23 protein-coding genes and 1 pseudogene are annotated in these 24,866 nt (G+C 39.7%); 9 read left to right on the top strand and 15 right to left on the bottom strand.

The window, feature by feature from the left end:
- Positions 1-97: 97 nt before the first annotated feature.
- Positions 98-868 (bottom strand): succinate dehydrogenase iron-sulfur subunit, encoded by a 771-nt coding sequence (gene sdhB, locus J7I83_RS11095; RefSeq protein ID WP_215100756.1) that lies wholly within the window; start codon positions 866-868, stop codon positions 98-100.
- Between the two features lie 466 nt (positions 869-1,334).
- Here sdhB and J7I83_RS11090 point away from each other — a divergent pair, with 466 nt between their 5' ends.
- Positions 1,335-2,288, top strand: a complete 954-nt coding sequence (locus tag J7I83_RS11090; protein ID WP_215100755.1) for an arsenic resistance protein — start codon at positions 1,335-1,337, stop codon at positions 2,286-2,288.
- 232 nt (positions 2,289-2,520) lie between these two features.
- Here J7I83_RS11090 and J7I83_RS11085 read toward each other — a convergent pair whose 3' ends face one another.
- From J7I83_RS11085 to J7I83_RS11065, 5 genes are all read right to left on the bottom strand, one after another.
- Positions 2,521-3,471: a ribose-phosphate diphosphokinase gene (locus J7I83_RS11085; RefSeq protein ID WP_215100754.1), complete on the bottom strand. Its 951-nt coding sequence runs from the start codon at positions 3,469-3,471 to the stop codon at positions 2,521-2,523.
- 489 nt (positions 3,472-3,960) lie between these two features.
- Positions 3,961-4,869, bottom strand: a complete 909-nt coding sequence (locus tag J7I83_RS11080; RefSeq protein WP_353048263.1) for a metallophosphoesterase — start codon at positions 4,867-4,869, stop codon at positions 3,961-3,963.
- Positions 4,870-4,918: 49 nt separating this feature from the next.
- The gene (locus J7I83_RS11075) at positions 4,919-5,659 is read right to left on the bottom strand and encodes a phosphatase PAP2 family protein (RefSeq protein ID WP_215100752.1); all 741 of its coding nucleotides are present in this window, start codon (positions 5,657-5,659) and stop codon (positions 4,919-4,921) included.
- A gap of 254 nt (positions 5,660-5,913) precedes the next feature.
- The gene (locus J7I83_RS11070; RefSeq protein WP_215100751.1) at positions 5,914-6,459 is read right to left on the bottom strand and encodes a general stress protein; all 546 of its coding nucleotides are present in this window, start codon (positions 6,457-6,459) and stop codon (positions 5,914-5,916) included.
- 272 nt (positions 6,460-6,731) lie between these two features.
- Positions 6,732-6,971, bottom strand: a complete 240-nt coding sequence (locus J7I83_RS11065) for a DNA primase (protein ID WP_215100750.1) — start codon at positions 6,969-6,971, stop codon at positions 6,732-6,734.
- A 409-nt stretch (positions 6,972-7,380) separates the two neighbouring features.
- Here J7I83_RS11065 and J7I83_RS11060 point away from each other — a divergent pair, with 409 nt between their 5' ends.
- The 3 genes from J7I83_RS11060 (at position 7,381) to J7I83_RS11050 (ending at position 9,531) form a co-directional block, all read left to right on the top strand.
- Complete coding sequence (locus J7I83_RS11060; RefSeq protein WP_251047592.1) at positions 7,381-7,884, top strand: YusW family protein; 504 nt, start codon at positions 7,381-7,383, stop codon at positions 7,882-7,884.
- A gap of 157 nt (positions 7,885-8,041) precedes the next feature.
- Complete coding sequence (locus tag J7I83_RS11055) at positions 8,042-8,494, top strand: hypothetical protein (RefSeq protein WP_215100749.1); 453 nt, start codon at positions 8,042-8,044, stop codon at positions 8,492-8,494.
- Positions 8,495-9,075: 581 nt separating this feature from the next.
- Positions 9,076-9,531, top strand: coding sequence for a hypothetical protein (locus tag J7I83_RS11050; RefSeq protein ID WP_215100748.1), 456 nt, complete (start codon positions 9,076-9,078; stop codon positions 9,529-9,531).
- Positions 9,532-9,807: 276 nt separating this feature from the next.
- Here the strand turns inward: J7I83_RS11050 and J7I83_RS11045 are convergent, their stop codons facing one another.
- From J7I83_RS11045 to J7I83_RS11025, 5 genes and pseudogenes are all read right to left on the bottom strand, one after another.
- Entirely contained in the window at positions 9,808-10,017 is a 210-nt protein-coding gene (locus J7I83_RS11045) for a nucleoside triphosphate pyrophosphohydrolase family protein (protein ID WP_215100747.1), read from the bottom strand.
- Positions 10,018-10,057: 40 nt separating this feature from the next.
- Positions 10,058-10,324, bottom strand: coding sequence for a hypothetical protein (locus J7I83_RS11040; protein WP_215100746.1), 267 nt, complete (start codon positions 10,322-10,324; stop codon positions 10,058-10,060).
- Between the two features lie 215 nt (positions 10,325-10,539).
- On the bottom strand, positions 10,540-10,902 hold the full coding sequence (locus tag J7I83_RS11035; RefSeq protein ID WP_215100745.1) for a YolD-like family protein: 363 nt from the start codon (positions 10,900-10,902) through the stop codon (positions 10,540-10,542).
- 146 nt (positions 10,903-11,048) lie between these two features.
- Positions 11,049-11,546 (bottom strand): annotated as a pseudogene (locus tag J7I83_RS11030) (IS3 family transposase); the annotation flags it as partial.
- Positions 11,547-11,902: 356 nt separating this feature from the next.
- A complete protein-coding gene (locus tag J7I83_RS11025) occupies positions 11,903-12,949 on the bottom strand; it encodes a DUF3427 domain-containing protein (RefSeq protein WP_215100744.1) in 1,047 nt (348 codons plus the stop codon).
- 130 nt (positions 12,950-13,079) lie between these two features.
- Here J7I83_RS11025 and J7I83_RS11020 point away from each other — a divergent pair, with 130 nt between their 5' ends.
- The 5 genes from J7I83_RS11020 (at position 13,080) to J7I83_RS11000 (ending at position 17,705) form a co-directional block, all read left to right on the top strand.
- The gene (locus J7I83_RS11020) at positions 13,080-13,673 is read left to right on the top strand and encodes a hypothetical protein (RefSeq protein ID WP_215100743.1); all 594 of its coding nucleotides are present in this window, start codon (positions 13,080-13,082) and stop codon (positions 13,671-13,673) included.
- A 187-nt stretch (positions 13,674-13,860) separates the two neighbouring features.
- On the top strand, positions 13,861-14,292 hold the full coding sequence (locus J7I83_RS11015; RefSeq protein WP_215100742.1) for a very short patch repair endonuclease: 432 nt from the start codon (positions 13,861-13,863) through the stop codon (positions 14,290-14,292).
- A gap of 106 nt (positions 14,293-14,398) precedes the next feature.
- The gene (gene dcm, locus J7I83_RS11010; protein ID WP_215100741.1) at positions 14,399-15,661 is read left to right on the top strand and encodes a DNA (cytosine-5-)-methyltransferase; all 1,263 of its coding nucleotides are present in this window, start codon (positions 14,399-14,401) and stop codon (positions 15,659-15,661) included.
- Positions 15,662-15,862: 201 nt separating this feature from the next.
- The gene (locus tag J7I83_RS11005) at positions 15,863-16,825 is read left to right on the top strand and encodes a DNA/RNA non-specific endonuclease (protein WP_215100740.1); all 963 of its coding nucleotides are present in this window, start codon (positions 15,863-15,865) and stop codon (positions 16,823-16,825) included.
- Between the two features lie 211 nt (positions 16,826-17,036).
- Positions 17,037-17,705 carry a BglII/BstYI family type II restriction endonuclease gene (locus J7I83_RS11000; protein WP_215100739.1) on the top strand — a complete coding sequence of 223 codons (669 nt, stop codon included), beginning with the start codon at positions 17,037-17,039 and terminating at the stop codon, positions 17,703-17,705.
- 36 nt (positions 17,706-17,741) lie between these two features.
- Here J7I83_RS11000 and J7I83_RS10995 read toward each other — a convergent pair whose 3' ends face one another.
- The 4 genes from J7I83_RS10995 to J7I83_RS10980 form a co-directional block, all read right to left on the bottom strand.
- On the bottom strand, positions 17,742-20,291 hold the full coding sequence (locus J7I83_RS10995) for an SNF2-related protein (protein WP_215100738.1): 2,550 nt from the start codon (positions 20,289-20,291) through the stop codon (positions 17,742-17,744).
- A complete protein-coding gene (locus J7I83_RS10990; RefSeq protein ID WP_215100737.1) occupies positions 20,284-21,489 on the bottom strand; it encodes a hypothetical protein in 1,206 nt (401 codons plus the stop codon). The genes J7I83_RS10995 and J7I83_RS10990 overlap by 8 nt, the downstream gene beginning before the upstream one ends.
- A gap of 38 nt (positions 21,490-21,527) precedes the next feature.
- Complete coding sequence (locus J7I83_RS10985) at positions 21,528-23,066, bottom strand: MutH/Sau3AI family endonuclease (protein WP_215100736.1); 1,539 nt, start codon at positions 23,064-23,066, stop codon at positions 21,528-21,530.
- A 222-nt stretch (positions 23,067-23,288) separates the two neighbouring features.
- Positions 23,289-24,248: an IS30 family transposase gene (locus J7I83_RS10980; RefSeq protein WP_215100735.1), complete on the bottom strand. Its 960-nt coding sequence runs from the start codon at positions 24,246-24,248 to the stop codon at positions 23,289-23,291.
- Positions 24,249-24,866: the final 618 nt, after the last annotated feature.

Here is a 24,866-nt window from a genome sequence, read left to right as displayed (position 1 = left end):
AATTTGTTTTATCATCTTTTTTTCATCGTATGTTTGCAGGTCCTGCCGTTTTTTCACCGTCATGGTCTATGCCCCAACTTCTTCTTTCTGTATCCCCCTACTCCACCATGCGGTCACTTCCAAAAAAGTTGCGGAACATTTGAACTGTCGTATCACGGTTCATAGATGAGATGGACGTTGTCAAAGGAATGCCTTTCGGACAGGCTTCCACGCAGTTTTGGGCCATACCGCATTGTTGAATTCCGCCAGGACCCATCAGCAAATTCAAGCGCTCATCTTTATTCATGGCACCCGTAGGATGCGCATTCATCAAGCGCACTTGTGAAATTGGGGCTGCCCCGATATAATCCGATTTGTCATTGACATTCGGACACACTTCTAAGCAGACTCCGCACGTCATGCATTTGGCCAATTCATACGCCCATTGCCGTTTGCGTTCTGGCATGCGCGGACCTTCGCCAAGATCATGCGTTCCATCAATCGGAATCCAGACCTTCAGCCTTTTCAATGTATCGAACATGGAGCTGCGGTCAATAATTAAATCACGGACAACCGGAAATTTTTTCATCGGCTGCAGCCGGATAGGCTGTTCCAGCTGATCGACTAGTGCTGTGCAAGATTGGCGCGCATAGCCATTGATGACCATTGAGCATGCCCCGCACACTTCCTCCAGGCAGTTCATATCCCATGCAACCGGCGTCGTTTTTTCTCCCGCCATATTGACAGGATTTCGACGGATTTCCATCAACCCGGAAATAACATTCATGTTCATTGCATGAGGCAATTCAAACTTTTCCCAATATGAATCCCCATCAGGAGTATTTCGACGTTCGATTTCAAAAATCACTGTTTTTCCTACTTCTCCCACAATACATCACCCCCTTGTTTCGCGAGTATTAAAATAATCGTGATTTACAAAGTGAAAAAACCCGCCTTTGTCACTGGCTTCTTAAAATTATCATTCAATAAAAGCAGGTTTAATGTAATAGTAGCATATATTTCTGAATATTTTGAAAATATATCATGATAAATTAATCAGGGGCAAATCTATTTTTATATGGAAAAAATTCTGGCATCTTTCTTACATCCACGAAATTCGGTAACTCTGCAGCAAAACTTATTTAAACCATTGCACCTCTCGTTACGGAAGGTTTTATAATGGAAATAACCACATCAAGAAAACAGAGGGAAATTATGTATTCCATCGGAAAACTTGCAAAGACCAAGAATGAGGTTGGCCATCGCTTTTATACAGATGAGATTTTTTTCTGAAACCTCCCACTATGATATTATTAAACCCACAATACATTCCGTTTGGGCCAGGTGAACTGCAGATGAAGCTATTTGAAAAACTATATACCGTCATTATTTTGTCGGCTGTGGCGATTGGAACTGTCGCTGGACAAATCGACGCAATCCAGGCAAACGCCGAATACGTTATCGTCCCTTTACTGATATCGATGCTTTACTTGACCTTTTTGCAGATCCCGCTCGAAAAAGCAAAACAGGCTTTTGGAAACATCCCGTTTTCTTCGGTCACGCTGTTGATGAATTTTGTTTGGACACCGCTTTTGGCGTGGCTTCTGGCTTCACTGTTTCTGGGAGACCAGCCGGCACTTTACATCGGATTTATCATGCTGATGGTGACGCCGTGCACAGACTGGTATTTGGTCTTCACGGGAATCGCCAAGGGAAACTTGGCTTTATCCACGGCCATCCTACCGGTCAACCTGGTCCTCCAGATTGTCCTGCTGCCATTTTATCTCTTGTTGTTCGTCGGCACAGCAGGCATGATCGAGCTTTCGTTTTTGGTGGAAAGTGTATTTCTGGTCCTGCTGCTGCCATTGCTGCTGGCATTTGCTACAAAAAGGCTCGTTCGAAAACGAACATGGCTAGATGGAAATTGGGCAGACAGATGGAGTGCATTGCCAGTCGTGTTTCTCAGCCTGGCCATCGCGGCGATGTTTGCTTCACAAGGCAAACTGCTGCTGAATAACTTGGACTTGCTGTGGCAGCTGCTTGTGCCCATCCTGCTGTTTTTTGTGGTGAACTTCCTTGTCGGGCAAAAAGCCGGAGGGCTGCTGAAGTTTTCCTACGAAGACAAAGCCAGTCTAAATCTTACGACATTGGCAAGAAACTCCCCTATCGCGCTCGCTATCGCGATGACCGCCTTTCCAGATCAGCCGCTGATTGCCTTAACTTTAGTGATCGGCCCTTTGCTCGAATTGCCGGTGCTCGCTATTCTCACACAAGTCTTGCTGATTCTTCGGAAGCGCAGCCTGTCATAAGCAAAAGCACAATCGACTCAGTATCAGTCGATTGTGCTTTTTTCGTTCTTATTAAGAGCTGACATCAATAAAGTTGTATTTTTCAAAAAAATCTTTTCCCTATGGTTCAAAAAAAGAATAGGATTCACAGTCACTGAATACAGCGGAATTGCAAAAGCACCGCAGAAAAATTCTTCTGCAGTGCTTTTCATGTGGGTTCTTATTGGAACATTCCTTGACGAACCAACCGTGTCTATTCAAATAAAGGCGTGACCGGTTTTTCGTTATGGACGTGTTCGATTGCTTCGGCCAACAAAGGCGCAACCGAAAGAATCGTGATTTTTGGCGTACGTTTTTCTTCAGGCACGTAGATGGTATTGGTGACAACCAGTTCCGTAAGGGCCGACTCTTCAATTCGTTGAACTGCTTGGCCTGAGAGGACCGCATGCGTGCAGCAAGCATAAACAGCTTTCGCACCATTTTCAACCAGGACATTGGCAGCTAAAGAAATCGTGGTTGCCGTATCGATGATATCCACAATGATGATGACGTTCTTGCCTTTGATATCTCCAACAATGTTCACCGTCTCGGGCTCACCCGGCTGCATCCGGCGCTTGTCGATAAAGCCGATTGGAACGTCTAAGTGGCTGGCCAGTTTACGGGCTCTTCCCAGTCCTCCATTGTCCGGAGCTACAACAATTGCATCTTCGAGTGCCTTATCCATAAAATGCTTCGATAGGATTTTCTCACCGAGCAACTGGTCTACCGGCATATTGAAGAATCCTTGGATTTGGGGAGCATGCAAGTCCATTGTGATGATGTGGGTAGCCCCTGCTTTTTCCAGCATGTTGGCCACCAGTTTTGCCGTAATCGGTTCACGTGAGCTAGCTTTGCGGTCCTGCCGTGCATAGCCGTAATAAGGCATGACGACATTGATGGTTTCCGCTGATGCCCGCTTCAATGCATCGATCATGATCAACAGTTCCATGACATGCTCATTCCCCGGTTGGGATGTCGATTGAATCAAGTAAATCTCCTTACCCCGGACACTTTCCTCAATGTTGATTTGAATTTCACCATCGCTAAAGTGTTTAATCGAGCTTTTCCCCAGTTCGCAACCGAGCTCATCCGCAATTTCCTGGGCCAGTTCTGGATTTGAATTCAATGTAAACAGCTTAAAGTTTTCCCCTAATTGGTATGGCAAATTATAGCCTCCTTTTTTAATTTTTTCGTAATATCTGATTGCTGCCTGGCTACTATAAAGATTAACCAGTTGGCATGTGAACTACAGTAGCTGATTTTATGATAACCCTTTGTTAGTGCAATAGCCAACAGTTTGAGAGGGTTTGTATTTTGCTGAATTGTTTGATCAGGAAAATTTAGATGGATGATTTAGCAGTTACCGTTCAGAAAAACCTCACATCCACAAACTATCAACTTACGTAATAGTTTATTCTAGATGTCGATTTTTTCCGAAGGAAGGATGCAGCCGATATTCTGCTATGTCATCGAGCTTGTCCGTTTCCTAAAAACGAACCGGCCTTTCGGCAGATACTTTGCCGCAATACTTTTTTCGGCTATTGCGTAAAGTCTTCACAGATGAAAAAAAGTAAGAAGGCTCTCGACCTGGAGAGCCTTCTTACTTTATCTATTGTTCTTTTCCTTGCGCATTTATTATTTTGATAATCTTGATTCAAGCAGATTTCAACGTGAACAGTGTAATTTCAGGTCGGCAATTGATGCGCATGGGCAGAATGCTGAACCCAATTCCCGGGTTTATATAGAGTTGGTTTCCGGCTGCTCCATAGTTATCAATCCAACCGTAGATATAGTCATTTTCACTTTCAGATACCAAAGCTGTATACGACCACTGGGGTGTGTATGGAACTTTCATTTGTCCACCATGGGTGTGGCCAGCTACGGACACAGGTGCAGCCTCAGCCGGTAATGTGCCGAACGTTTCTGGATTGTGCATCATCACAAAACGGGCAGCAGAATCCGGAACGCCAGCAAAAGCTTTGGACGGATCTGCATTTTCTGGCCACGCAGCCCCCAATCCTACTAGGTAAAGAGATTCGGAAGAAGCAGTTTCCTGTTCCAGGCCATCGTCTGTCAGTGTCAACGGCACAGCTTCGTTATGGAGAACCGTTATCCCCAATTCCTCCAATGCAGTTTCCATTTCTTGAGCCAGCTCTTCATTTGGATCTGAGGTTTTTGATCCCATGCCATAATCATGATTTCCAAGTACAGCAAAAACCGGGATATTTGAGTCTGTCAGTGGCCGGATCAATTCTTTGACCCGTTGCCGTTCTTTTGCAGGACCCTCTACCGAATGATAAACATAGTCACCTAAAAAGAGCACCGCACGTGGATTCAACTCCACCAGCTGTTCAGCTGACTGTTTGACAGTAGAATCATTATCCAGCCACATGCCAATTTGGAAATCACCAACCACAGCAATCTCCTCATTTTCCCAAGCTTCCGGCAAATTAGGAATAGCAGCCTCTTCTTCTTTTAAATTTAAAAAATATGGTTCTGCTAGTCCCCAAATTACTAAAACGATTAATACAGCTCCCAACAAAAGTATTAAGCTTTTGAGCACCTTCAAGTTTTTCATCCCCTTTCTTTTCCTTAACTTCGGTAACTATCTATCAACGTCCAAGTTTTTGCCTGCCTGATTTAAAACTAGAGACTAAAATCCTCCGCAAAGCATTGACAGGACGCACCTGGCTATTACTTTGCCATTGTATCCACTCGAGTGCCAGCAAGCAAAGAATCAGCCAGATTGTCCCTGCAATGTATCCTGCCAGGACATCACTTGGAAAATGGACTCCCAAATAGATGCGGCTCGTGCCGATTAAGATAATTAAAATACCCAATCCAATGAAAGACGTTAACTTTATCACTTTGTTCTGACTGCTTCGTAAAATGAAATAGACGATAAATCCATAAAAAATAAGCGAACCCATTGAGTGGCCGCTCGGGAAACTAAAACCAATCGCATCAACTTCTTCATTGATGGAAGGCCGACCTCTCTCATAAACTTGTTTAAGCAGCCAAGTCAGCAGGCCACTGCCTCCTACTGCAATTGCAAAGAAAAGAATTCCCCATTTATCTTTCGCTTTAAACCAAAGCAATAAAATTATCACGACTGACATAGTCGCCAGAAACCAAACAGAGCCGAATTCTGTGATAATAATATAAATGGTATCAAGCGTGGAAGTTTCTATTACCTTAAAAAAACTGATTATGACGTTATCAAAAAATCTCAATTCATTTTCCATAAGTTCTTCCGCGAGTTCAGCAAATAGCCAAATAAAAAGGCTGGAAATTCCCAAGCCGATGATTAAAAGCAAAGCGATAAATCCAATTTTCCTATTTTCTTCTTCCATAGTCCATTCACTCTTCCCTTACTGGCATGTTACCCTTTTTGCCTCAGGATGTTTTTAAACGCATATGATGCAACACTCTTTCTTTTGTTGAGAAAAAAATCCCGCATCATCACTTTTTCAAGTTTTGGTGCGGGATGGAATCACTTTATCAAAACACATAGCGTTTGGGCGCGTTCTCTACATACTTAAAAGGATAACAGGTAGTTACAGTCGAAGATTTCCGGAATTTTTATCAATAGTTCATTTTACTTCAATTAGGTCTGTACCGTATAAACATCCGTGGTCATCGAATGGGAGTCAGCAAAGATCCGTTGGATTTCCTCACGTTGCTTTTCATCAATACTTACTAATAACAGAATTTTTCCGTCTTTTAAATACTTCTCATATTCTTTTGCGTTTTCTTTTGGAATTCCAGCACCCGTCAATGCCCCAACAAGACCACCGCCTGTTGCGCCAATGGCTGCGCCACTCAAGGTTGTCGCTATTGGACCCGCGGCTGCGAGAACACCGATTCCTGGAATCGTCAATAATCCAACTTCCGCAATCAGACCAGCGATCCCACCCAAGACGCCTCCTGAACCTGCGCCGATTCCAAATCCTTTTCCTGCATTGCTGCCGCGTTTTGAACTTTCATCAATCACATCTGCATCTGTCTTTTCATCGATCTCATCTACTTTATCTTTGTCTTTCGCCATAACTGAAATATCATCGGATTCGAACCCGATATCTCTCAATCTTTCGATAGCTTTCAATGCTTCTTCTGTGCTTTGAAATACTCCTCCGACTACAGTCTTCTCCATGGTTCTCTCCTCCTTCAATTATTAATACTGCAAGTGTTAAATTTGTATTATGGTGTTTCTATAAATAAGCTACCCGGTGACTTGACTGTTAAACATCGCGTCAATACTAGAAGATGAAAAACCTCTAAGAAACCGTGTCGTTAAAAAACGCAGTCAGCTTCTCTAAAATCCCATAAAAAGGAGGCGAGATGCACATCATATGCATTCCCCCTCCTGTCATATATTCAACAGTTGTGCCTGCATATAAGGAATTATTTTTAGCCAGCTCTTTCTTATTCTTCGTCTCCGTCCACTTCAAGGTCTTCCCCTTCAACGGCATCCTCTAGGCCTTCCTCTTCTATTTCTTCTTCTAGTTCACCGACGGGTTCTACAAGGTCTTCTTCTATCGCATCTTCCAGTTCTTCTTCTTCTACTTCTTGTTCTAGTTCTTCTCCTGCACCGCACGCTCCAAGGACACTAAGAGATAGTATGGAAGTTAATCCCCATCTTGCCAGCAGCTGTGAGTTTTTCATTGTAATTCCTCCAATTTTTTAGAACTATTTTCACGTGTTTCTATACGCTTACCCGGATAAACTAAAGAAAAACACTATTTATCATTTTTTTGATATCTTTTGTATACACTGCAAATTCTACTGCTTTTACATAGTGATTATTCGAAGATGATCCAATCATGGCTGTTCTCCAAATCGTTCTCCTTTTAATTTATGTTTCGATTAGCTACTGCTTCGTGTATTTTTATCTAGTAATACGATCCCTAATCATAACCATGGAGTTTTAGAGGCTTCTCTTTGGTCATTGCTTTTTTCCTGCTGAACTTTCAGCATAAACTTTCCTGTCGTATATTTATCTCAAGTTGAAAAGCTTAGGTCTTGGAAAATCGGGAATGAAAATTATAAATGGCATAATGAAAGGATGATAGTAATGATCAGTAAAAAAAACACGATTACAACAGGATTCCTCTTCTCCTCTGCCCTCTTTTTAGGAGCCTGTGGCAATGAAGACGAAGTAACAAAACCCATTACAGAAGAAGCTATCGACTACGAAGGTGTGGTTGATGCCAACCCTGGTGGAGGTCTCGAAGATGAGAATATTGGGGGTGAAGTCTTCGGCTTTACAGATTTCGAGGTAGAGGTTGACTACACTGACCAGGACGATGCACTGCAGGCCTCATATGAAGAAGACCGTGATCTTGTAGAAGCAGAATATGAAGATAAAATTTCAAACGAAGTACTGGCAGGCAATGACGCCTTTGATAAAATCGGGCCGTTGCTGGCTCAGCTTGAGTTGACTCCAGATATGGCAGATGATGAAGTGATCAGCAAAGTTGTGGAGGTATTCAGCATCGAACCGGATTATGAATCCATCAATATTGAAGTGACTTACTCCGACGGAACCGATAAAGAATACGAAGCATCCGGAAGTTAACTTTTCGGTAAGCCATCCGACACCGAATATGCCGCCCGGATAAGAGACAATATATTAATTTATAGCCTAGTAAAATCTCCTTTATAAGTCAAATGTTTATCCAAATATCAAAAGGGTAGCAAATAAGTAGAGACATAAAATGAAAGGGTGAAGATTTATGATTAGAAACAAATGGGTTAAAATCGGCGCAGTGGGGATATTGTCTACAAGTATTCTGGCTGGCTGTGGTGAAGATGAAGCGTTAGATAACGCGGAACCGGCAGAAGTGCTTGAAGCAGAAGACGAAGCGGATCAATTAGAAGAAGAAACAGATATAGATGAAGAGCAAGCAGATGAACTAGAAGAAGAAACAGATACAGCAGAAGAACAGGCGGATGAACTGGAAGAAGAAACAGATGAAGCCGCAGAAGAAGTCCTCGACGAGATTGACATGGGGAATATTAACATGGAAGAACTAGAAACGACGTACCTCACTCCTCTTGGTTGGACAGTAATAGAATTCGATAATTATGTAGAGGAAGAGTATGGAGTAGTCATTGCCGATTTTGATGATTTCTCAGATTTGGAAACGACAGTAGGTCCAGTTGAAGACATCGAAGTAACTGAATAATTTACTGCATGTAGGCAAGTAAGATGCAGCTTAAGCTTCGCTAAGATGACTCTGATATTGATTCCGGAGTCATCTTTTTTAGGTTCCATTTTTGCGAGAGCTGTTTCAATGGTGCCCATACTCAACAACCAGTTGTTTCAGTTCAGACAGGGTGCGATGGCTGTCTGTTAATAGTTGAAGTCGTCTTTCTGTGGTAGAAAACTGTATCTTCAGGATGGTGGACAACACGTCAACAAATATCTTTCGCATCGCGACTTCCTTCACACAACAAAAGGAAACCATTTGTCCAAATTCCAGTTTAAGACAGGTGATCTCAATGACCAAGATTTTATCGGAACCGTCATGCATGAACTGGCGATTCCGCAGACTGTGCACCGCATAATGTTCTTGAGTCGCCTTCGCTAGTTGGGTCGGCACATTGAAATTCGGTTTCTATTTGGATGGAACGATTGGCCTGACGTTTACTAGTTTATTATATTTAGTAAAATCATAATATATTAAATTTTGTAAAAATATACTTTTTTCGTAGTATAATAAGAATTATAATAATTAAATTTCTATTTTTAAAAAAGGAGATTATCATGTCTGATTTCAAATTGAAGGCAATTAAAGATGTCCTTTATGGAAAACCTGAAACTACTGAGGAAGAATATAAAAAAGTATTTTCTAATGTGATTAATAATACGTTCTTCGATGAAGGTGGCAGAGAATGTTCTGTATCATTAGTTTTAGAAACTGATTCTGGTGAAGAATGGACAATCAAAGTTAAGTGGTTCTTCAATACCTACAAAATCATGACTACGGATGAAAGAGAAGTAACAATAAAGCCTCGTGGCGCATATATGCCTAAAAAAACTTTAGTGGGCAATATTGAGCAATACAACAGATTGATCGATAGAATAATGCCTTATTACGCATCTCCATTCTTCATTTTCGATGGTGAAGAAGTAAAAGAGATTATTGTTAGGCAAGAGCAAGCTGACAGCCGAGCTCATCCGCAATTTACTGAGCCAATTCTGGATTTGAATTCAATGTAAAAAGCTTAAAGTTTCCCCCTAATTGGTATGGCAATTTATAGTCCCCTCCGTAAAGATTATTTTGTAAAACCTGATAGCTGATTAGCTATTATGAAGGTCCATCAACTGACATTTGAACTTCAGTAGTTGCTTTTATGATACCTTTTTAATGGGGTAATAGCCACTGGTTGAAGAGAGTTTTCCACCTTTGCTGAATTGATACAAGTTCTTTTCTCTGGTTGAGTAGCTTCTTTATACAGAAATCCTGAACCTTAAAACTAACAACTACGTAATAGTTTAGTTAACTGTTGAGGATACTGATTTCCTTTCAAAATAAGCATGCAGAAGTTCAAGAATATCCGCTAATTCCACCTCATCTTCTTCTTTAGGAGCCGCATCTTTATATTCTTCTTGCTCCAGAATGCGAATGGGCAATTCTTTATCGGTCTTTTCAATTACTTCAGGTATCACATCGCGAGCAAATTTATTGTAGATAAATTTAGGCATGCTCCTTATTAAGAGTTTTTTTGGGGGTTAACAATCAACTTCAATTTTTATTTTCACGGTGCAAAGAAGACATAGTACCAGACATACCTGGAAATCCATACACAGATTTATAGTAATTTTTTGCATCAAACTTTCTAATGTACTTCTGGGCATTAATTGGATCCATATAAATGATACCATCTATCTCTTTAGGTTCTTTATGGTTCTCATAATCGATTACAATAATATATTCTGCTCCATTTGTTTTTAAATCATTTATCCACATTTTAGTATCAATGTTATTGCCCAAAATAATGTCTATAATCATTTAACTTCTCCTTTCATTATCTCTGATAAATCTATTGTTCTATATTCTTCATTTCTTTTCCTTTTAAGTTTCTGATTCTGCTTGATTGCACTCCCTATAATAAAGTAAATTTTCATTAACCATAAATAGTCACAGCTTTCGTTATTTCTCCTAGCTTTGCTTCTTCTTAACTAGCAGTTTTAAAAGCTATTTTTTCTTTTGTTCATAAAAGACTTTTAGTCAATTAACCAGATACCGACCAGTTCATTCATCGATAGCCAATGCAATCCTTCAGGATTTTCATAAACAATGGATCTACTGCGCTTATTTAATTCTTGGATAATCCCGACGTGATAATGAAAATTTTTCTCTTTCCATGTCTTTATTTTCACATGACATTTACGTTGTGAGGCCAATATCATTTCTTCTTGCAGTAGTTGCAAATCAATTTCTTCTAAAACAGGCTTCACACCGTGTTTGTCTTCTTCGTACCACGCACGTATCAAATCCACATGTTCGGTCAACATCATCCCTTGCCACTTAATCACTCCACGGTCTTTGATATCCCCTTGTACTTTTAAGTGTCTATTTACTTTCATTTTGACTACCTCCTAGTTTAAAAAGAACACACGTCCCTGTAATACCACGGAATAATGGCAGCCAATCCTTTTCATCGAAATAAAAACCCTCTTCCAATTGAACTGAGCCCCATTTAATGGACAATTTATAAAAAAGCACCCTGCAGCTAGGCTGCGATTAGATGACTTCGGTATTGTGCCGGCGTCATCTTTTTTAAATTCCATTGCTTGCGTGTTCCGTTGTAATACGCCATGTAATCATCCACCAGCCCTTTCAATTCGGCAAGGCGGGTTGCTTGTTTAAACTCGACATCATCCTTGAAGTTACCAAAAAACGACTCCATAGGGGCGTTGTCGATGCAGTTGCCCCGGCGGGACATTGACTGGGTCAATCCCAGTTCCTTCACACGCTGTTGGTATTCCGGATGGGTATAGTGGAAACCCTGATTGGAATGGATCATCGCTTCCGGGTGAATATTTCCATCCAATGCTTCTTTCAGTTTCTTTAACGTGCGATAAACAATTTCCATCGTGAGAGTGGTCGTGACTTCATAGGCAACGATTTCACGGGTGACGACACCTTTCAAGGTAGAAAGATACGCTATCTGTCCCGAACGGTTGGGCAAGTACGTGATATCGGTGACGAATACCTTACCGGGGTCTGAAAACAGAAAAAAACCCAAATTGGGGTCATTTTTTTAAAGTGTCTACCATTTGGGGTTCAGTTCAGTTGTATTGAGATAGTGCTTCTTTTTTTAAAATCATTGTGTCCCTCCTCTCCGATACATATTTCGCCAAAGAAGAAAATTCTCTCTCAGTAATTCTTATTTCCCAAAATTGAGAAACTAAAAAAATTTTCATCTCTAAGAACTTTTCTCCATTAAGATTTTTATCAACCTAATCTATCTTTTTCACAAAAACCTTTATACTCCGCCATTAACATCTTAATTTTAATCGCTTCCTCTTAATGTCTGAAATGAAGTTGCACATTAAAAATCTTCTTCACTAGTCCACTCCTACCTCACACAGTTCCCTCATATTTCCGTACATTTGCCTTATAACTATTAACTGTCAAGTCTAGGTAATCACTAATGTCACCTTTGATTCTATAACACTCCCCTTTGTTGTTTTGTTCATCATAATTATAGATTCTTACTAGCATATAAGATTCAGGACATTGTTTTGAATAATTCAACTCGCTAGTATAAAGATAGAAGGGAATATTTTTTCCGCCGGTGGTAGTCTTGACTTCTACATATAAAACATTTCCATGCGAATCAAAAGTTTCTATGTCATAACCTAGTCCGTCTCCTATTACCTTTGAAACATGACGTGTCTTCTTTGCTAAATCATCTCTTCCATTAGCAATCAGTTGCTCTTTATAATGTTTCAAAGCAAGCAATTCTCCTAATTCCCCAATCTTCTGTTTTTGCGCATAGTTCGTGGCAAAACCTCTATGAGGAGCTTGAAATTCTACGGTAATTTCTCCTTGGGTAAACTCTTCCTGAAGCGGTGGACTCGTTTCACGTAATAATCCAGATTCTCCTTCAGTCCACCGGATAGTAGGAGTTGTTTCCAACCTCATTCTTTCAAGTACTTCCGAGGAGATTTCCGGCCACTCTAATAGTTGCCATTTAAAATACACAGGCGCTTCTCTTTCTATATCATGGGTAATGTATGCAATTTTCCCCATATACGTAAAAGGTTCTGATTTCTTTGTATGCGGATTCATTCTTCTTGTTCTGAGAAAGAGAAAAATGTTGTCAACTGTGTAATCATGATTAATTAAAGTTTGAATTATATCATCATTCAACCTGCTTCGAGGTTGAGATTGCCATGTTAGTACTCCTTCATCTGTCACTTCCTCCTCAAAGGCATGCCCCGACTGCGATTGGCCATACGTGACAAAAAAAACGAAATCTTTGACGCGGTGAGGAACTTTAACTATGCCATGTATCCCCCACGTACCAGATCCACTGCGATAGTTGCCCAAGGGATCAAAGATATTTCGTACTTGTTCGCGATTGTATTGATTAAAGAGCTTCAAAGTTGCGTCATTAGTATCCAATAATAGCCCTCCTAGTTATATCATCTTCATTAAACTAGATATATTGTATTACTATTTTATAAAAAATGGTATATTATATGTATAAAAGTCACGAATTATAAGAATATTCATTTTCTAGAGGAGGATTTGCTTGCCGTACCAATCAAATATTACCCAAATCTTAAGTTTATCAAATCAAGCCGTTGACAAAAGAACACATTCGAACGAATGGATCCCTTCACCGGAGGTTTTACCTAATTTAGTGATTCACTATCCGGGACGTAAAACTGAAAAGCCCGGTGACTATTTGGCAAGGCTCAATGGTTGCGACATTACCCATGTAGATATTGTTGAATCTATTTTCAGCTCTAGCCAATTAGGTCATGCTTATAATCTTACGAATTTTTTAGTTAATTTATATCAAAATGGATTGAATGCTGATTCAAATTTGAATATAACTATGAGTGTTCGAAACATCGATTTAACCTTCGAAGAATTTAAATATTTAACTTATTGGGTTATATTACAAGAAGACATAAATTATCCTCGTCCTCGTTATAGAGGGATTAGACTTGCAATTACAAGGTATCTTGAAGGGATTGTAGCATGTTTAAATCCAAACCTTTTGAATCTAGAGCAGGTAAAAATTAGCACAAAGAAGAAAGCGGGGATTCCTGACCCTCCATTTATTCACGATGAAATGGATTCTTATCTGAGGGATTGTTTAATATGGATTAACAAATAGATAGTAAAAGAGCATCGATATCGATGCTCTTTTACTATCCCTAAATATAGGTATTCGATATTCAGAATGCCAATTTTTTTGGAAAAAGAGTGTCCAATTGGACATTCTAACGAATAAATAATTAGTTTTTATAGTAGTAGTTTATTATTTTACATTACACTCATACCTGCAATATGGAGGTCTTCCTATGACTGACCGCATGACTAAAGAACAAAGAAGCAAAACGATGAGGGCCATCCGTGCACAGTCGAAATTGGAGAATCTCTTCAGCAAAGCATTGTGGAATAGAGGACTCCGATTCCGTAAGAACGTCCGGAATCTGCGCGGAACCCCGGACATCTCCATCCAGAAGTATAAGGTGGTCATCTTCGTCGACTCCCGCTTCTGGCACGGCTGCCCAATCCATTTCAAACGCCCCAAGAGCAACCAGGAGTTCTGGGATGCCAAGATTTCCCGGAACAGGGAAAGGGACAAGGAAGTGGATGCCCACTACATCGAGAAGGGCTGGCATGTCCTGCGGATATGGGAACATGAAATCCGGCGGAATGTGGACGAAACAGTCGATTCGGCACTGGAATTCGTCCAGGCAGCCATGAGAGAATATAGGAAGCCTGATTGATGGAATAATCGATGGGTTGAGATAAAATTAATGTCTTTGAAAGTATTTGTTGATCTTTCCTCGACAATTCGTTATAATTAAGAAAAACCGAAAGGATGTTCGGTATATGGAACAGATAAAACCACTCCGAGTCATCGAACTCTTCGCAGGAGTCGGCGGATTCCGACTCGGATTGCAGAAAGCCAACCATGAAATATTCGATATCGTGTGGGGGAATCAGTGGGAGCCTTCGCGCAAAGCGCAGGATGCCTTTGACTGCTATGCACGCAATTTCGATACAGGAATCCATTCGAACGAAGACATCACTAAGGTCTCCGACGATACATTCCACGACCTCCGAGCCGACCTCCTCGTAGGCGGCTTCCCTTGCCAGGATTACTCGGTTGCCCGGACTAAGTCAGGTGAACAGGGAATCCAAGGCAAGAAGGGCGTCCTTTTTTGGGAAATCAAGCGAGTAATCGAGAACACCCACCCGAAATACGTCCTGTTGGAGAACGTCGATCGCCTTTTGAAATCTCCTTCTACTCAAAGAGGTCGTGACTTCGCAGTCATGCTGGCCACTTTCCGGGATATGAATTACTCCGTCGAGTGGCGCGTCATTAACGCTGCAGAATACGGCATGGCACAGCGCCGTCGCCGGGTCTTCATCTTCGCCTATAAGAATGGCATCTCTTTCGAGAGCCAGCAGAAAGCCTTCTCCCCTGAAGAGATTGTATTCAATGAAGGATTCTTCGCCAAGCCTTTCCCGGTTGAAGAGGAACCTTATAAGGATCGCATTTCCTCAGTAGAGCTCCCTTCGGATATCGTGGAGATTTCCGACGAATTCTCATACGGTTTCCATAGTTCAGGCTATATGAAGGACGGCAAAGTCTTCACAGCCCACCTTTCGCCTACATTCGAGGATTCGATTCCTCTAAAGGATATTTTAATTGATGAAGATGCGGTACCGGAAAAGTTCTACCTCACTGAAGCGAACATCGAGAAGTTCACTTACCTGCGCGGACCGAAGAAAATCGAGCGGAAAACCGCCGAAGGCCATATCTACCATTTCTCCGAAGGCGGGATGTCCCCTGTGGATGAATTGGACAAGCCCGGCCGGACCATGCTGACGAGCGAAGGGTCGATTAACCGGAGCACCCACATCGTAGAAGTCAATGGCAAGAAGCGTCTCCTTACCCCGGTCGAATGCGAGCGCCTGAATGGGTTCCCGGACAATTGGACTGCAGGGATGAACGATCGCATGCGCTACTTCTGTATGGGGAATGCCCTTGTGGTCGACCTGATTGAGCGGATGGGCATTCGGATTGAAGAGATAGAAAAAGCAAATGAAGTGAATGAACTCCAAATGGAATTCCCGGCTTTCGGCTGACATCATGGATGTCAGCTTTTTTTATGTTAAAATATAGGGAATAAATTAAAACTGAAGTATAACTGTTTTATTTGTATAGTATATTTCACCCAGCTATTTTTACATGAATAATTGCAAATGAATTGAGCTACGGTATGGAGTTTTGAGCGAGGCAATGCGGAAAAGAAAGCCACTAATTGAACCTATTAAAGGAGTACTGAAATGAAAATAAAATTGAACTATTTAATCTTACTTTTAATAACCCTCTTTGTAGTTGGCTGTACCGACGTAGAGGATGCATCCGTTACAGGTGCAGAAACAAATCAACAAGAAGCAGCCACGATTGAAACCGATGCTCAAGAAGTAACCACAGTTAAGGCAAACAGTGAAAAAGAAGAGGCTATCACTACGGTTGTTGATAAAGCAGAAGTAGAGGAAACACCAATGGAAACAAATAGTGAACTATTCTCAGGATATGAACTTATTGAAGTTGATGGTGGTGATTTGTCTGGACATCGCCAACCTAACATCGTGGTTGAAATTGGTTATGGGGACCGTGAATATTGGGCTTTTACGAATGAACATGGGCAACTGGTGCGTGTCGTTGCTGCCGAAATCATTGTACAGGATGATAGTAACGAACCTGTATTATCGACCGGCAGATATTACTCTGATGAAGCAAAGGTTCCTGGCGTCGAAAGTGACATTTTAGATGAAGGGCATGTCATTGCTGATTCTCTCGGAGGGGTGTCGAATGCCTATAATATTACCCCACAAGAAAGTACGCTCAACCGACATGGTGATCAAGCTTATATGGAAGACGTAATCCGCGACGCAGGTGGAGCTACTAATTTTGAAGCAATCATAACATATCCGAATACGAAAACGCAGACTCCTTCAAGTTATCAGTATACATATACGGTAATGGGTAACGAAGTCATTGATACATTTGACAACGTAAACCCTGATGAAGTAAACGCATCGCTCAGTTTAACAGACAGTGAGCCTGCCGAGTCAACCACTGCAAACACAGGCGGTGATGTATCCAGTGTTGATACAAACGCTAATGGACAGGTGACGATTGAAGAAGCAAAAACAGCTGGTTTCAGTATGCCAATCATGAGTGATCATTGGTTATACCCATATATGCGAGATAATGATAATGACGGTATGGTTGGTGAGTAAGCCACTGAAACTTCGAGACAAAATAAACGAACGAAAGAACAGTTTCCAGGTTGGAGGATTTATAACCAACGGATAAAGAAACTTATACTTGAGGAACTTCGTCGGGTCTCCTTACCGCAAGTATTGGCTTAATTTCCCCCATACAGTAGCACGAAAATCTGTAATGCTGAATCGACCTGTCCGCAATACTTATTACAAAAGGAGAGTTGTTATGGATTATGTTATACACTCACACAGGCATGGCCTAACCGTAATGCAAAATGATACAGGCTGCATTCCCCTTTGGGATGAAATTATAGATGTTGTTACTAATATTAGTGATGAAGATATTTATAAATTACATACTCGTTTGTATCAACATCGAAATAAAAGTCTTTCAACTGCACTGAATTCACTTATTAAAGACCGCTTTATCACTAAAGGTTGGAATTATGAAAGTAATATCTTCAACAACCCGAAATATACACACAAATCTTGGCGGTTGGATTTTGCAAAAGGGGATGTTTCTCTTGAAGTAGGATTTAACCATAGCGGCACAATTGCATGGAATTTAATGAAACCAGTAATAGCTAGCGAACTGAACCATGTGCAAAAAGCAATACAAACTAGAATTGGTGTAATCATATGCGCTACCCAAGAATTGAAATCCGCAGGTGGGTTTGATAATGCCATAGGTACATATGAACAGTATGTCAATTACCTAGATCCTTTGAGAGTGCAACTTACAACCCCACTAATAATCTTGGGATTAAAAAAGCCCGAATTATTATCGATTAAACTATATAAAAATGGCTATAAAACTCTGGGGGAAATCCTTATAAAACCCAGTAAACTTAAGCTGAAGGTCCATCTGAAAAATGGCTATAAATTAAAAAGATGAAGAAGGAGCTATAACACCCCTCTTCATCTTTTTTGTCTATAGCTTAAATAATGACAAGATATCTTCCATATCGTCTGTAGGATCAGGTGTCAAAATATCACTCTCTATCGCCTTAAGCATCCGCTCTTCTTTTTCCTTCAGACGGATATATACCTTTTCGTCAATTGTATTTCTTTTCTCTTCTTGACCTTCCAACATAAAATAATAATACTGTGTATATTGATCTGAAGGTAAACCCAGGCGATGAATACGATCTCGAGATTGCAGCATATGTGTAAGGTTAAAGGAATACTCTAAATATATAGCGTCATGACATGTTTTATGAAGAGAAACTGACTCTGCTAGGGTATGAGGATTTGTTATAAGCACTTCGATTTCATTTTTTTTAAACTTCCCTATTAGTGTGTCACGCTCTTCTTGGGGAGTGCTTCCATAAATTACTGCCGCCTTTATACCAAGTGCACTTAAATCTCTATAGACTTTATCTATTGTATTTACGAACATGCACCAAATAATAGTTTGTTTATTATCTTCGGTTAATTCTTCAGCTAAATCAATAGCAGCTTGGTATTTTGATGTAGTAGCATTTTGACGAATAACACTTACCTCTTCTTCTGAGAAAACTACTGGATCACTTATAAAGTTATTATGCCAGTCACTAACCTCCTCTTCTCCATAAATCTCAATTGCATCGATTGCTTTCAATAACAATTCCGGATTAGTAGATGCTTGAATTAATCGGATATATAAAACGAAATGCAAATGACCATATTTTCGATATAGTAAATCTATAATAGATTGCTCATCTTCAGTGGCAGTGACTTTAATGATTTCATCCGGGTTACTCTGAGGCACTTGTAGTTGTCTTTTATTTGTTCTCCAAAAAAATGGATATAGCTTCTCATTGATTTGAATAACTTCAGATTGATTCGGTTTCTTAAGGAAATTAATTTGGAAATTGAAGAACATTTTATACTCTTCTGCATATAATATATTCAGAAAATTATAAATATCTTGATAAGTATTAGGAATAGGTGTTCCAGTCAATACAAATTTATAGCTAGGCTTCTCAGAGATTCGTTTAGCAACTTGAGCGCGTTTACTTTGTATTCCTTTGACCTTATGGACCTCATCAAAGACTAAAATTGTGCGTTCATCCAAAATATCCTGTAAAGCGGACTCATACTTAGCTAGGGACTCATAGTTTATTAAAATAAGATTTTTATCCCCACTATTTATACGTAATTGTACTTCCGCACCTTCCTCTTGATGTATATCCAATACTTTCAAGTTTTTCTTGTCGCCAAAATTTTCATCAAACTCCAATTTCCAAGATAAAAATGCATTCTTTGGGCCAACCATTACAATTTTATCTACTTTATTGACTTCTGGAGAATTTAAGTAAGCAAAGACACCGTAAATCATAGAGGTTTTACCGGAGCCAGGAACTGAAAAATTTGCACTCTTTTCCATCTGATGCATATAAAATGCACTCCACATCTGTTGTTCTCTTAATGGTCTGTATAACTCTCTAGAAACTATGGTTTCGAATTTTTTAAAGTCATTCATGATTCTTGGATTTCTATTTTTAATCAGCAAACCATATTGAGAGCGTTCTTCAATCCAGTAAGCTTGCTGGTCGATGAATTTGGCTAACCGCTCGCTGACCAAGAACAAAAATCCCTTTTTATTAGCATACTTATCCAAAATGGAAATTATGTTTTGTATCTCTATATAAGTTAAATCTTCACGGAAATGTGGAAAATCCTTATCGTAATATTTAACGAGTTTTTTTGCTATGACAAAATCTTTCGGATTTATTTGATAGGAGGTTAGATTGTCATGCAATAGCAGTCGATTATTTTCCAATGTCAGAATTAAGCTATCTTCTTGTAACGTTTCAACATCCAAAATAAGTCTTCCTTTATCATATGACATGATTTTGCGTTTTATTATTTCATTTATATCTTTTATATATATATTCATTTCTTGAGCTTCATCATTCCACAGTTTCTCGAACTGGTTTTTCGCTTGAGAAATTTTTTGTTGATCAAAATCTGAAGACAACCAAGACGTGGTGACGTCAAATGATTCAAAGTTATGCTTGATAGCTGCTTGAGTTTCATTATTGGATCCAGTAAAATACAAGACACTCCCATCCGCATCTTCGCATATTCCAAATTTCGAATGAAATAAGCCTCCTCTTTTGAAACCAATCTTAATATCGACATAACCTCTTGATATCAAGTAAGCCAGATTATTCAATTTCATTTCTTCATCCGTCGAAAGTCCCGTATCCATTCTTGCAATCAATTCATGCGTCAGCTTTTCCCTTAAGTCATATCCATTTTTAATCATTATAAAATCTTCTTCACTTATATCCTCGGAGATTATAAGCCTGTAACGACCATTGTTTTTCACTAGCCCCTCTAGCCCCTTGCTGTAAACAGCAAGGGCTTTTGAGCTAAAATAACCACTAACTCTATCGTACTTTACAGTTTCAGTTAAAACCGGATTATAGAACTCCTTCAGCACATTCGAAGTCGTAGTGTAATAGCTGGGCTTTAAATTAAGGGTTTTAAACATTCAATTTTTCACTGTAAGCATTCAATGTCTCATGGATTTTTTTCAATACCTCTTCAAACTCTTCTTTATTTTCTTCATTCATTCTTGAAACAACAGTTTCATCGATGGCATTCAACGCATCTAATGCATCATTTAGTAAAACGACCGGCTTATTACGCACGGTTTCGTGACGATTCTGTTCAATTTTCCTTCTGATTATATTGTCACTTTTTTCTTTTAAAGAAACATTCGTGGAGATTTTTTCATTAATCGTAGACAAGTCCACTTCCTCTTCTTCTTGTAAGTCTTCATATACTTCTTCGACTATTTCCTCGTACTCTTCAATAAATTTGTCTGCGTTCTTAGTCTTAATAATTTCTTTGCCGATTTCACGAATGCGTCTAGTTAAATCTCCACTTCGGGATGTGAGTAAAGCAGTAAACAATGCACTCTTCACATCTTCCTTTTTTTCTTCGTCTATACTGTTCAGAATACCTACCATCTCCTGAAGTGGACCATCTAAGTTCAACTCTCGCGCAATGTAATATTTCCCTTTAGCATTTATAAACTCAAGAAACTCGACCATCAGTATAGCTTTTTTCAAAGTCTTCTCGACTTCAGTTTTAGTTTTATTCACATTACGTACATATTCAGGAATTGTAAATGTCTTATTTTGCTCTAAATCCCTGTATATATCCACGAGATTGTCAATCGGATCATAATCTACAGGTCGTTCTTCCGCATGCTGTAGGTTCAACTCTAATCTTTTAATATCTTTATCCGATATCCCCGCATCCGTATCCAATATAACTGCGTTAAAATAGAGGTCCTCACCTTCCGCTGCTATTTCACGCAAGCATGTGAACCGGCGATTCCCATCAATAATCCGACCGTTTTTCAACACTACTCCCGCTATTTTTTGACCGAACATTTCAATATTTTCCTTCGTTTTACCGAATGCATTTTCATTTGCTTTCTTGATGAATCCGTGTAAAACGCTATTATAATATTCTATATCGTCTAGAGTTAATGGGTCATTATCGCTATTATATTTACTAATCCAGGTTGCAATTCGACCGTTTTGATCGTTGTAGAATAAGTATTCCAATGGAATTCTATAAACCTTGTGGTTCTTAGCCTCACCCTTCACCGTTAAATTTCTTGTACCGTCAGTAAGTGTAATATCTTTCTCTATCAGTTCAATTAAATTGATTGTCATTTTATAGCCCCCATTTCTTAAAACAAAATTTCAAATACTCAGTTGAATATTTCCCTGTAGTAAAAATCCTTGTCCCTAAATACTTTCTCCAGCTCTTCGGAATAAAAATAATTCGAATTCTTTATTACTGATATCGCGTTCTTATAACTTAAGCGAACCCCACTTCGTTTCCTTGCACCTACAATGAATTCCTCCACACTCATGGATTGCTTCTCTTCTAATACAAAATTTACAAAGCTTCCAATTGTGAGACCTTCATATGATCGTATAAATACGGTTGCGTCCGCAATTTTTATGGACTTGAGATGACCTTGCCCCTTCAATATACTCTCATAAAATATAGGTTCGAATCCATATTCATCCATTTCATGAGAAAATCCATTCTCAGTTAAGTAATCTAAAGTAAAGAATCTTTGTAATCCAATAAATTCTATAACTGCCTGCTTATAACCTTCGAGAGTTCCTTTATCCAATCCGCCTTTACTAAGGTTTTTGTTAGTCAGGTAGATATCCTCACCCACGTCAATTAGTTGGTATGCGTTTTCGAGATTATTAATCTTTCTTTTTACTTGGTCCAATTGAAAAACAGGAAGGTCTGGAACTACAAAATAGTTCTCTTTAAAAATTTTTTCCATTAAATATTCATTTAAACTTTCAATGTTTTTCGAAACAATTACACCAGGCTCTATATTAAACCCAATTTCATGCAAATTTACGGTGGTAATATCCAACTCATTAATATAAATCTGATTTTTTCCAGCTATTTCAAGAAACTCCTTGATTGTATAGACTTCTTTCAATAACATTGCTTTAATTTTAATGAATTCCTTACTTTTTTCATGGTTCGTATAATAGAATTGAAAACTGCTGGTTTTTAATGGAGGTAAGTCTTTCACAATATGTGCAACATAGCTAGCATTTATCCAATATGCTTGCTTAGTAATGAACTTGCCCCCGGGCAACTGTACTTTATCATTGCCATCATTAGCTTTTGGTCGAAGATGGACAACGGGATTATCTTTGATGCCTGGTAAGTTGTTTTTAGTTACCATCTTTTTTCCGTGAAGCTTCTCTTCCAGTTGTACACCTTCATTAAGAATTCGGTGCGTAAGATTCCACATATGCCTGACTTCTCGCTCCAAAACATTTTCTGGCATCTCCCACAATTTCACTCCTCTAAAATAGAGGATCGATGTTTGATTGGGATGTTTCTTATATTGAAAAACAAAAAACAGGAAAAAGGTTTCTTCAAACTTCTTTCTCAAATAGCTCGTTTCCCAAGATTCTTCAGACACCTTTAAAAAGTCTACCTGTTCGAATGACATAGACTCTTTAGATTGTCCGCCTTCATTCAACTTTACAGTTTTTATGGATAGCTGCATTGGTTTGCATTTTTCAGCAGCCTGTTTCTTATCCAAACCCGCGTGCAATAGTAACTTATTAAGAACCGTGACAACTGAAGTTTTAGGAGATATCAAAGCTGGGTTAAGTCCAACCTCATTAGCTATCTGCAAAAAAGAAAGACCTTCAAACTTCTTGAATACTTTTAGATTTAAATCAATTTTATCTGAGTTCATAATAAGTATCCTTCCTATAAATATAATCCTTAATCTATTATAGATAAATATAAAGTGTCAAAACCTTATAAAATAGCTATTTATAATCAATCTGTTAAAATTTTCATTAACTTAATAGTATCAATATTACCTTATTTCGGTTATTAAATAAATTACTTACGCTAAATATTGACACTATTAAATAGAACTCAAAGTAACTCACAGATAATAAAATTCCGTTTGTCAATTTAAGCTAGACAGATCTACGCCATTCAGATGACTCATAAATGCCTCCAGTGGTGTACGGTAATCCAACGACTTCCGTGGGATGTTATTCCGCTTGTCTGCCACTGTGGAAATGAACGGTTGATCCACCTGGTTGAAGTCCATTTCCTTTGGCAAGCCGTCTTTTCGAAGAAGCCCGTTGGAGTTTTCATTCAACGCGCGCTGGGAAGGCGTGCCGGGATCCGCAAAATAAATCGAGACATCGTGCCGGTTGCACAACGGTTTCCAATTGGAGAATTCCTTCCCACAGTCAAACGTGATGGACTTAAACAGATTTCTGGGGATCCCTTGAAACCACTGGTTTAACGCGGTTTCGATATGGCATGCCTTGCGTCCTGCGGGCTTCAAGGCGATGATGACTTTCGTCAGCCGTTCGACCAACGTGATCACTGCACTTTTGTGGCGGGCGCCCACGATGGTGTCGCCTTCGATGTGCCCGAACTCTTGTTGGAAAGACGGATAATCGGTTTCCCTTTCGGAAATATGCCGTTTGAACGCCTGCTTTCCGCGGCGTTCCTGGTGGCCATTGGGTTTCCGTTTCCCTTTCATCGGCAGTGTTGCGGCATCAAGGACCTGATTTTCGAACATGCGATAGAGCGTGCGCGCGGAACAATCGATCACCGTTTCGGCACGGCCGACAATGACGTCCGGCGTCCAGCCCTGCGCCACCTTGTCTTGAACATAGGCGACTTGTTTCTTCGGCAAGACGATCTTCTGTCGGCCGCAGCGTTTCTTGTTTTTCTTGTATTTTGTGTAGAAATCGAGAGCTGTATGCCCTGATTTCAGGAAGTTGATGACATTGTAGATCGGCTGCCTGGAACGGTTCAGGCACTCAGCAATGATCGCCACAGGTATATGTTGGCGGTGGTAGGATTCTATCATCACCAATTCATCCGTGGTAAGATGGGTGTAGGTCATTCGTGATCACTCCTATGTTTTTCTTTGGTCGGAAAATACATTTAGAGTGTATCACGAATGGCTTTTTCAGTTGTCTAGCTTAATTTTACAATCGGCGAAATATAAAAGATATATTTTGCAAAACAACAGTACATAGTTTTACAAAGCATAATAAAGAGTCCGAGTTGATTTGACATGGATCATACACGAGCCCAGAAGCTAGTCCTCTAAAGGATTCAGCAATGCATAGGTAGGCTATCATGCCCGCCTCTCCATGTAAAATCTTTGCTAGATCAGTATGTACTTTTCGTTGCAATTCTCTGCAGAATTCATTGCATTTCTCTATACTATTGTTCTGCATTACACACCTCCACTCCTTTTTGACCAAAGGAATCTGAACAATAAAAATATTCAACTGTATGATTAACTAAATTTATCCTTTATATCTTATTTTCTAATTACATAGTACTCCCTCCTCTCTTTATAAGATTTTAAAAGGGATGATTACAGCCATTTAAAAAATTATACTGGACAAAGTAAAACGCCTGTCGTCCAACACTTTCACCGATCATAGAACCGGTTGATTCGAATAGAGACGGCAACTCCTGCGAGAGCAGCGGGGTGATATAAAGGAGACCC

Source organism: Planococcus sp. ISL-110 (assembly GCF_018613575.1).
Lineage (GTDB): Bacteria > Bacillota > Bacilli > Bacillales_A > Planococcaceae > Planococcus.
This window is presented reverse-complemented; position numbering and strand designations above follow the sequence as displayed.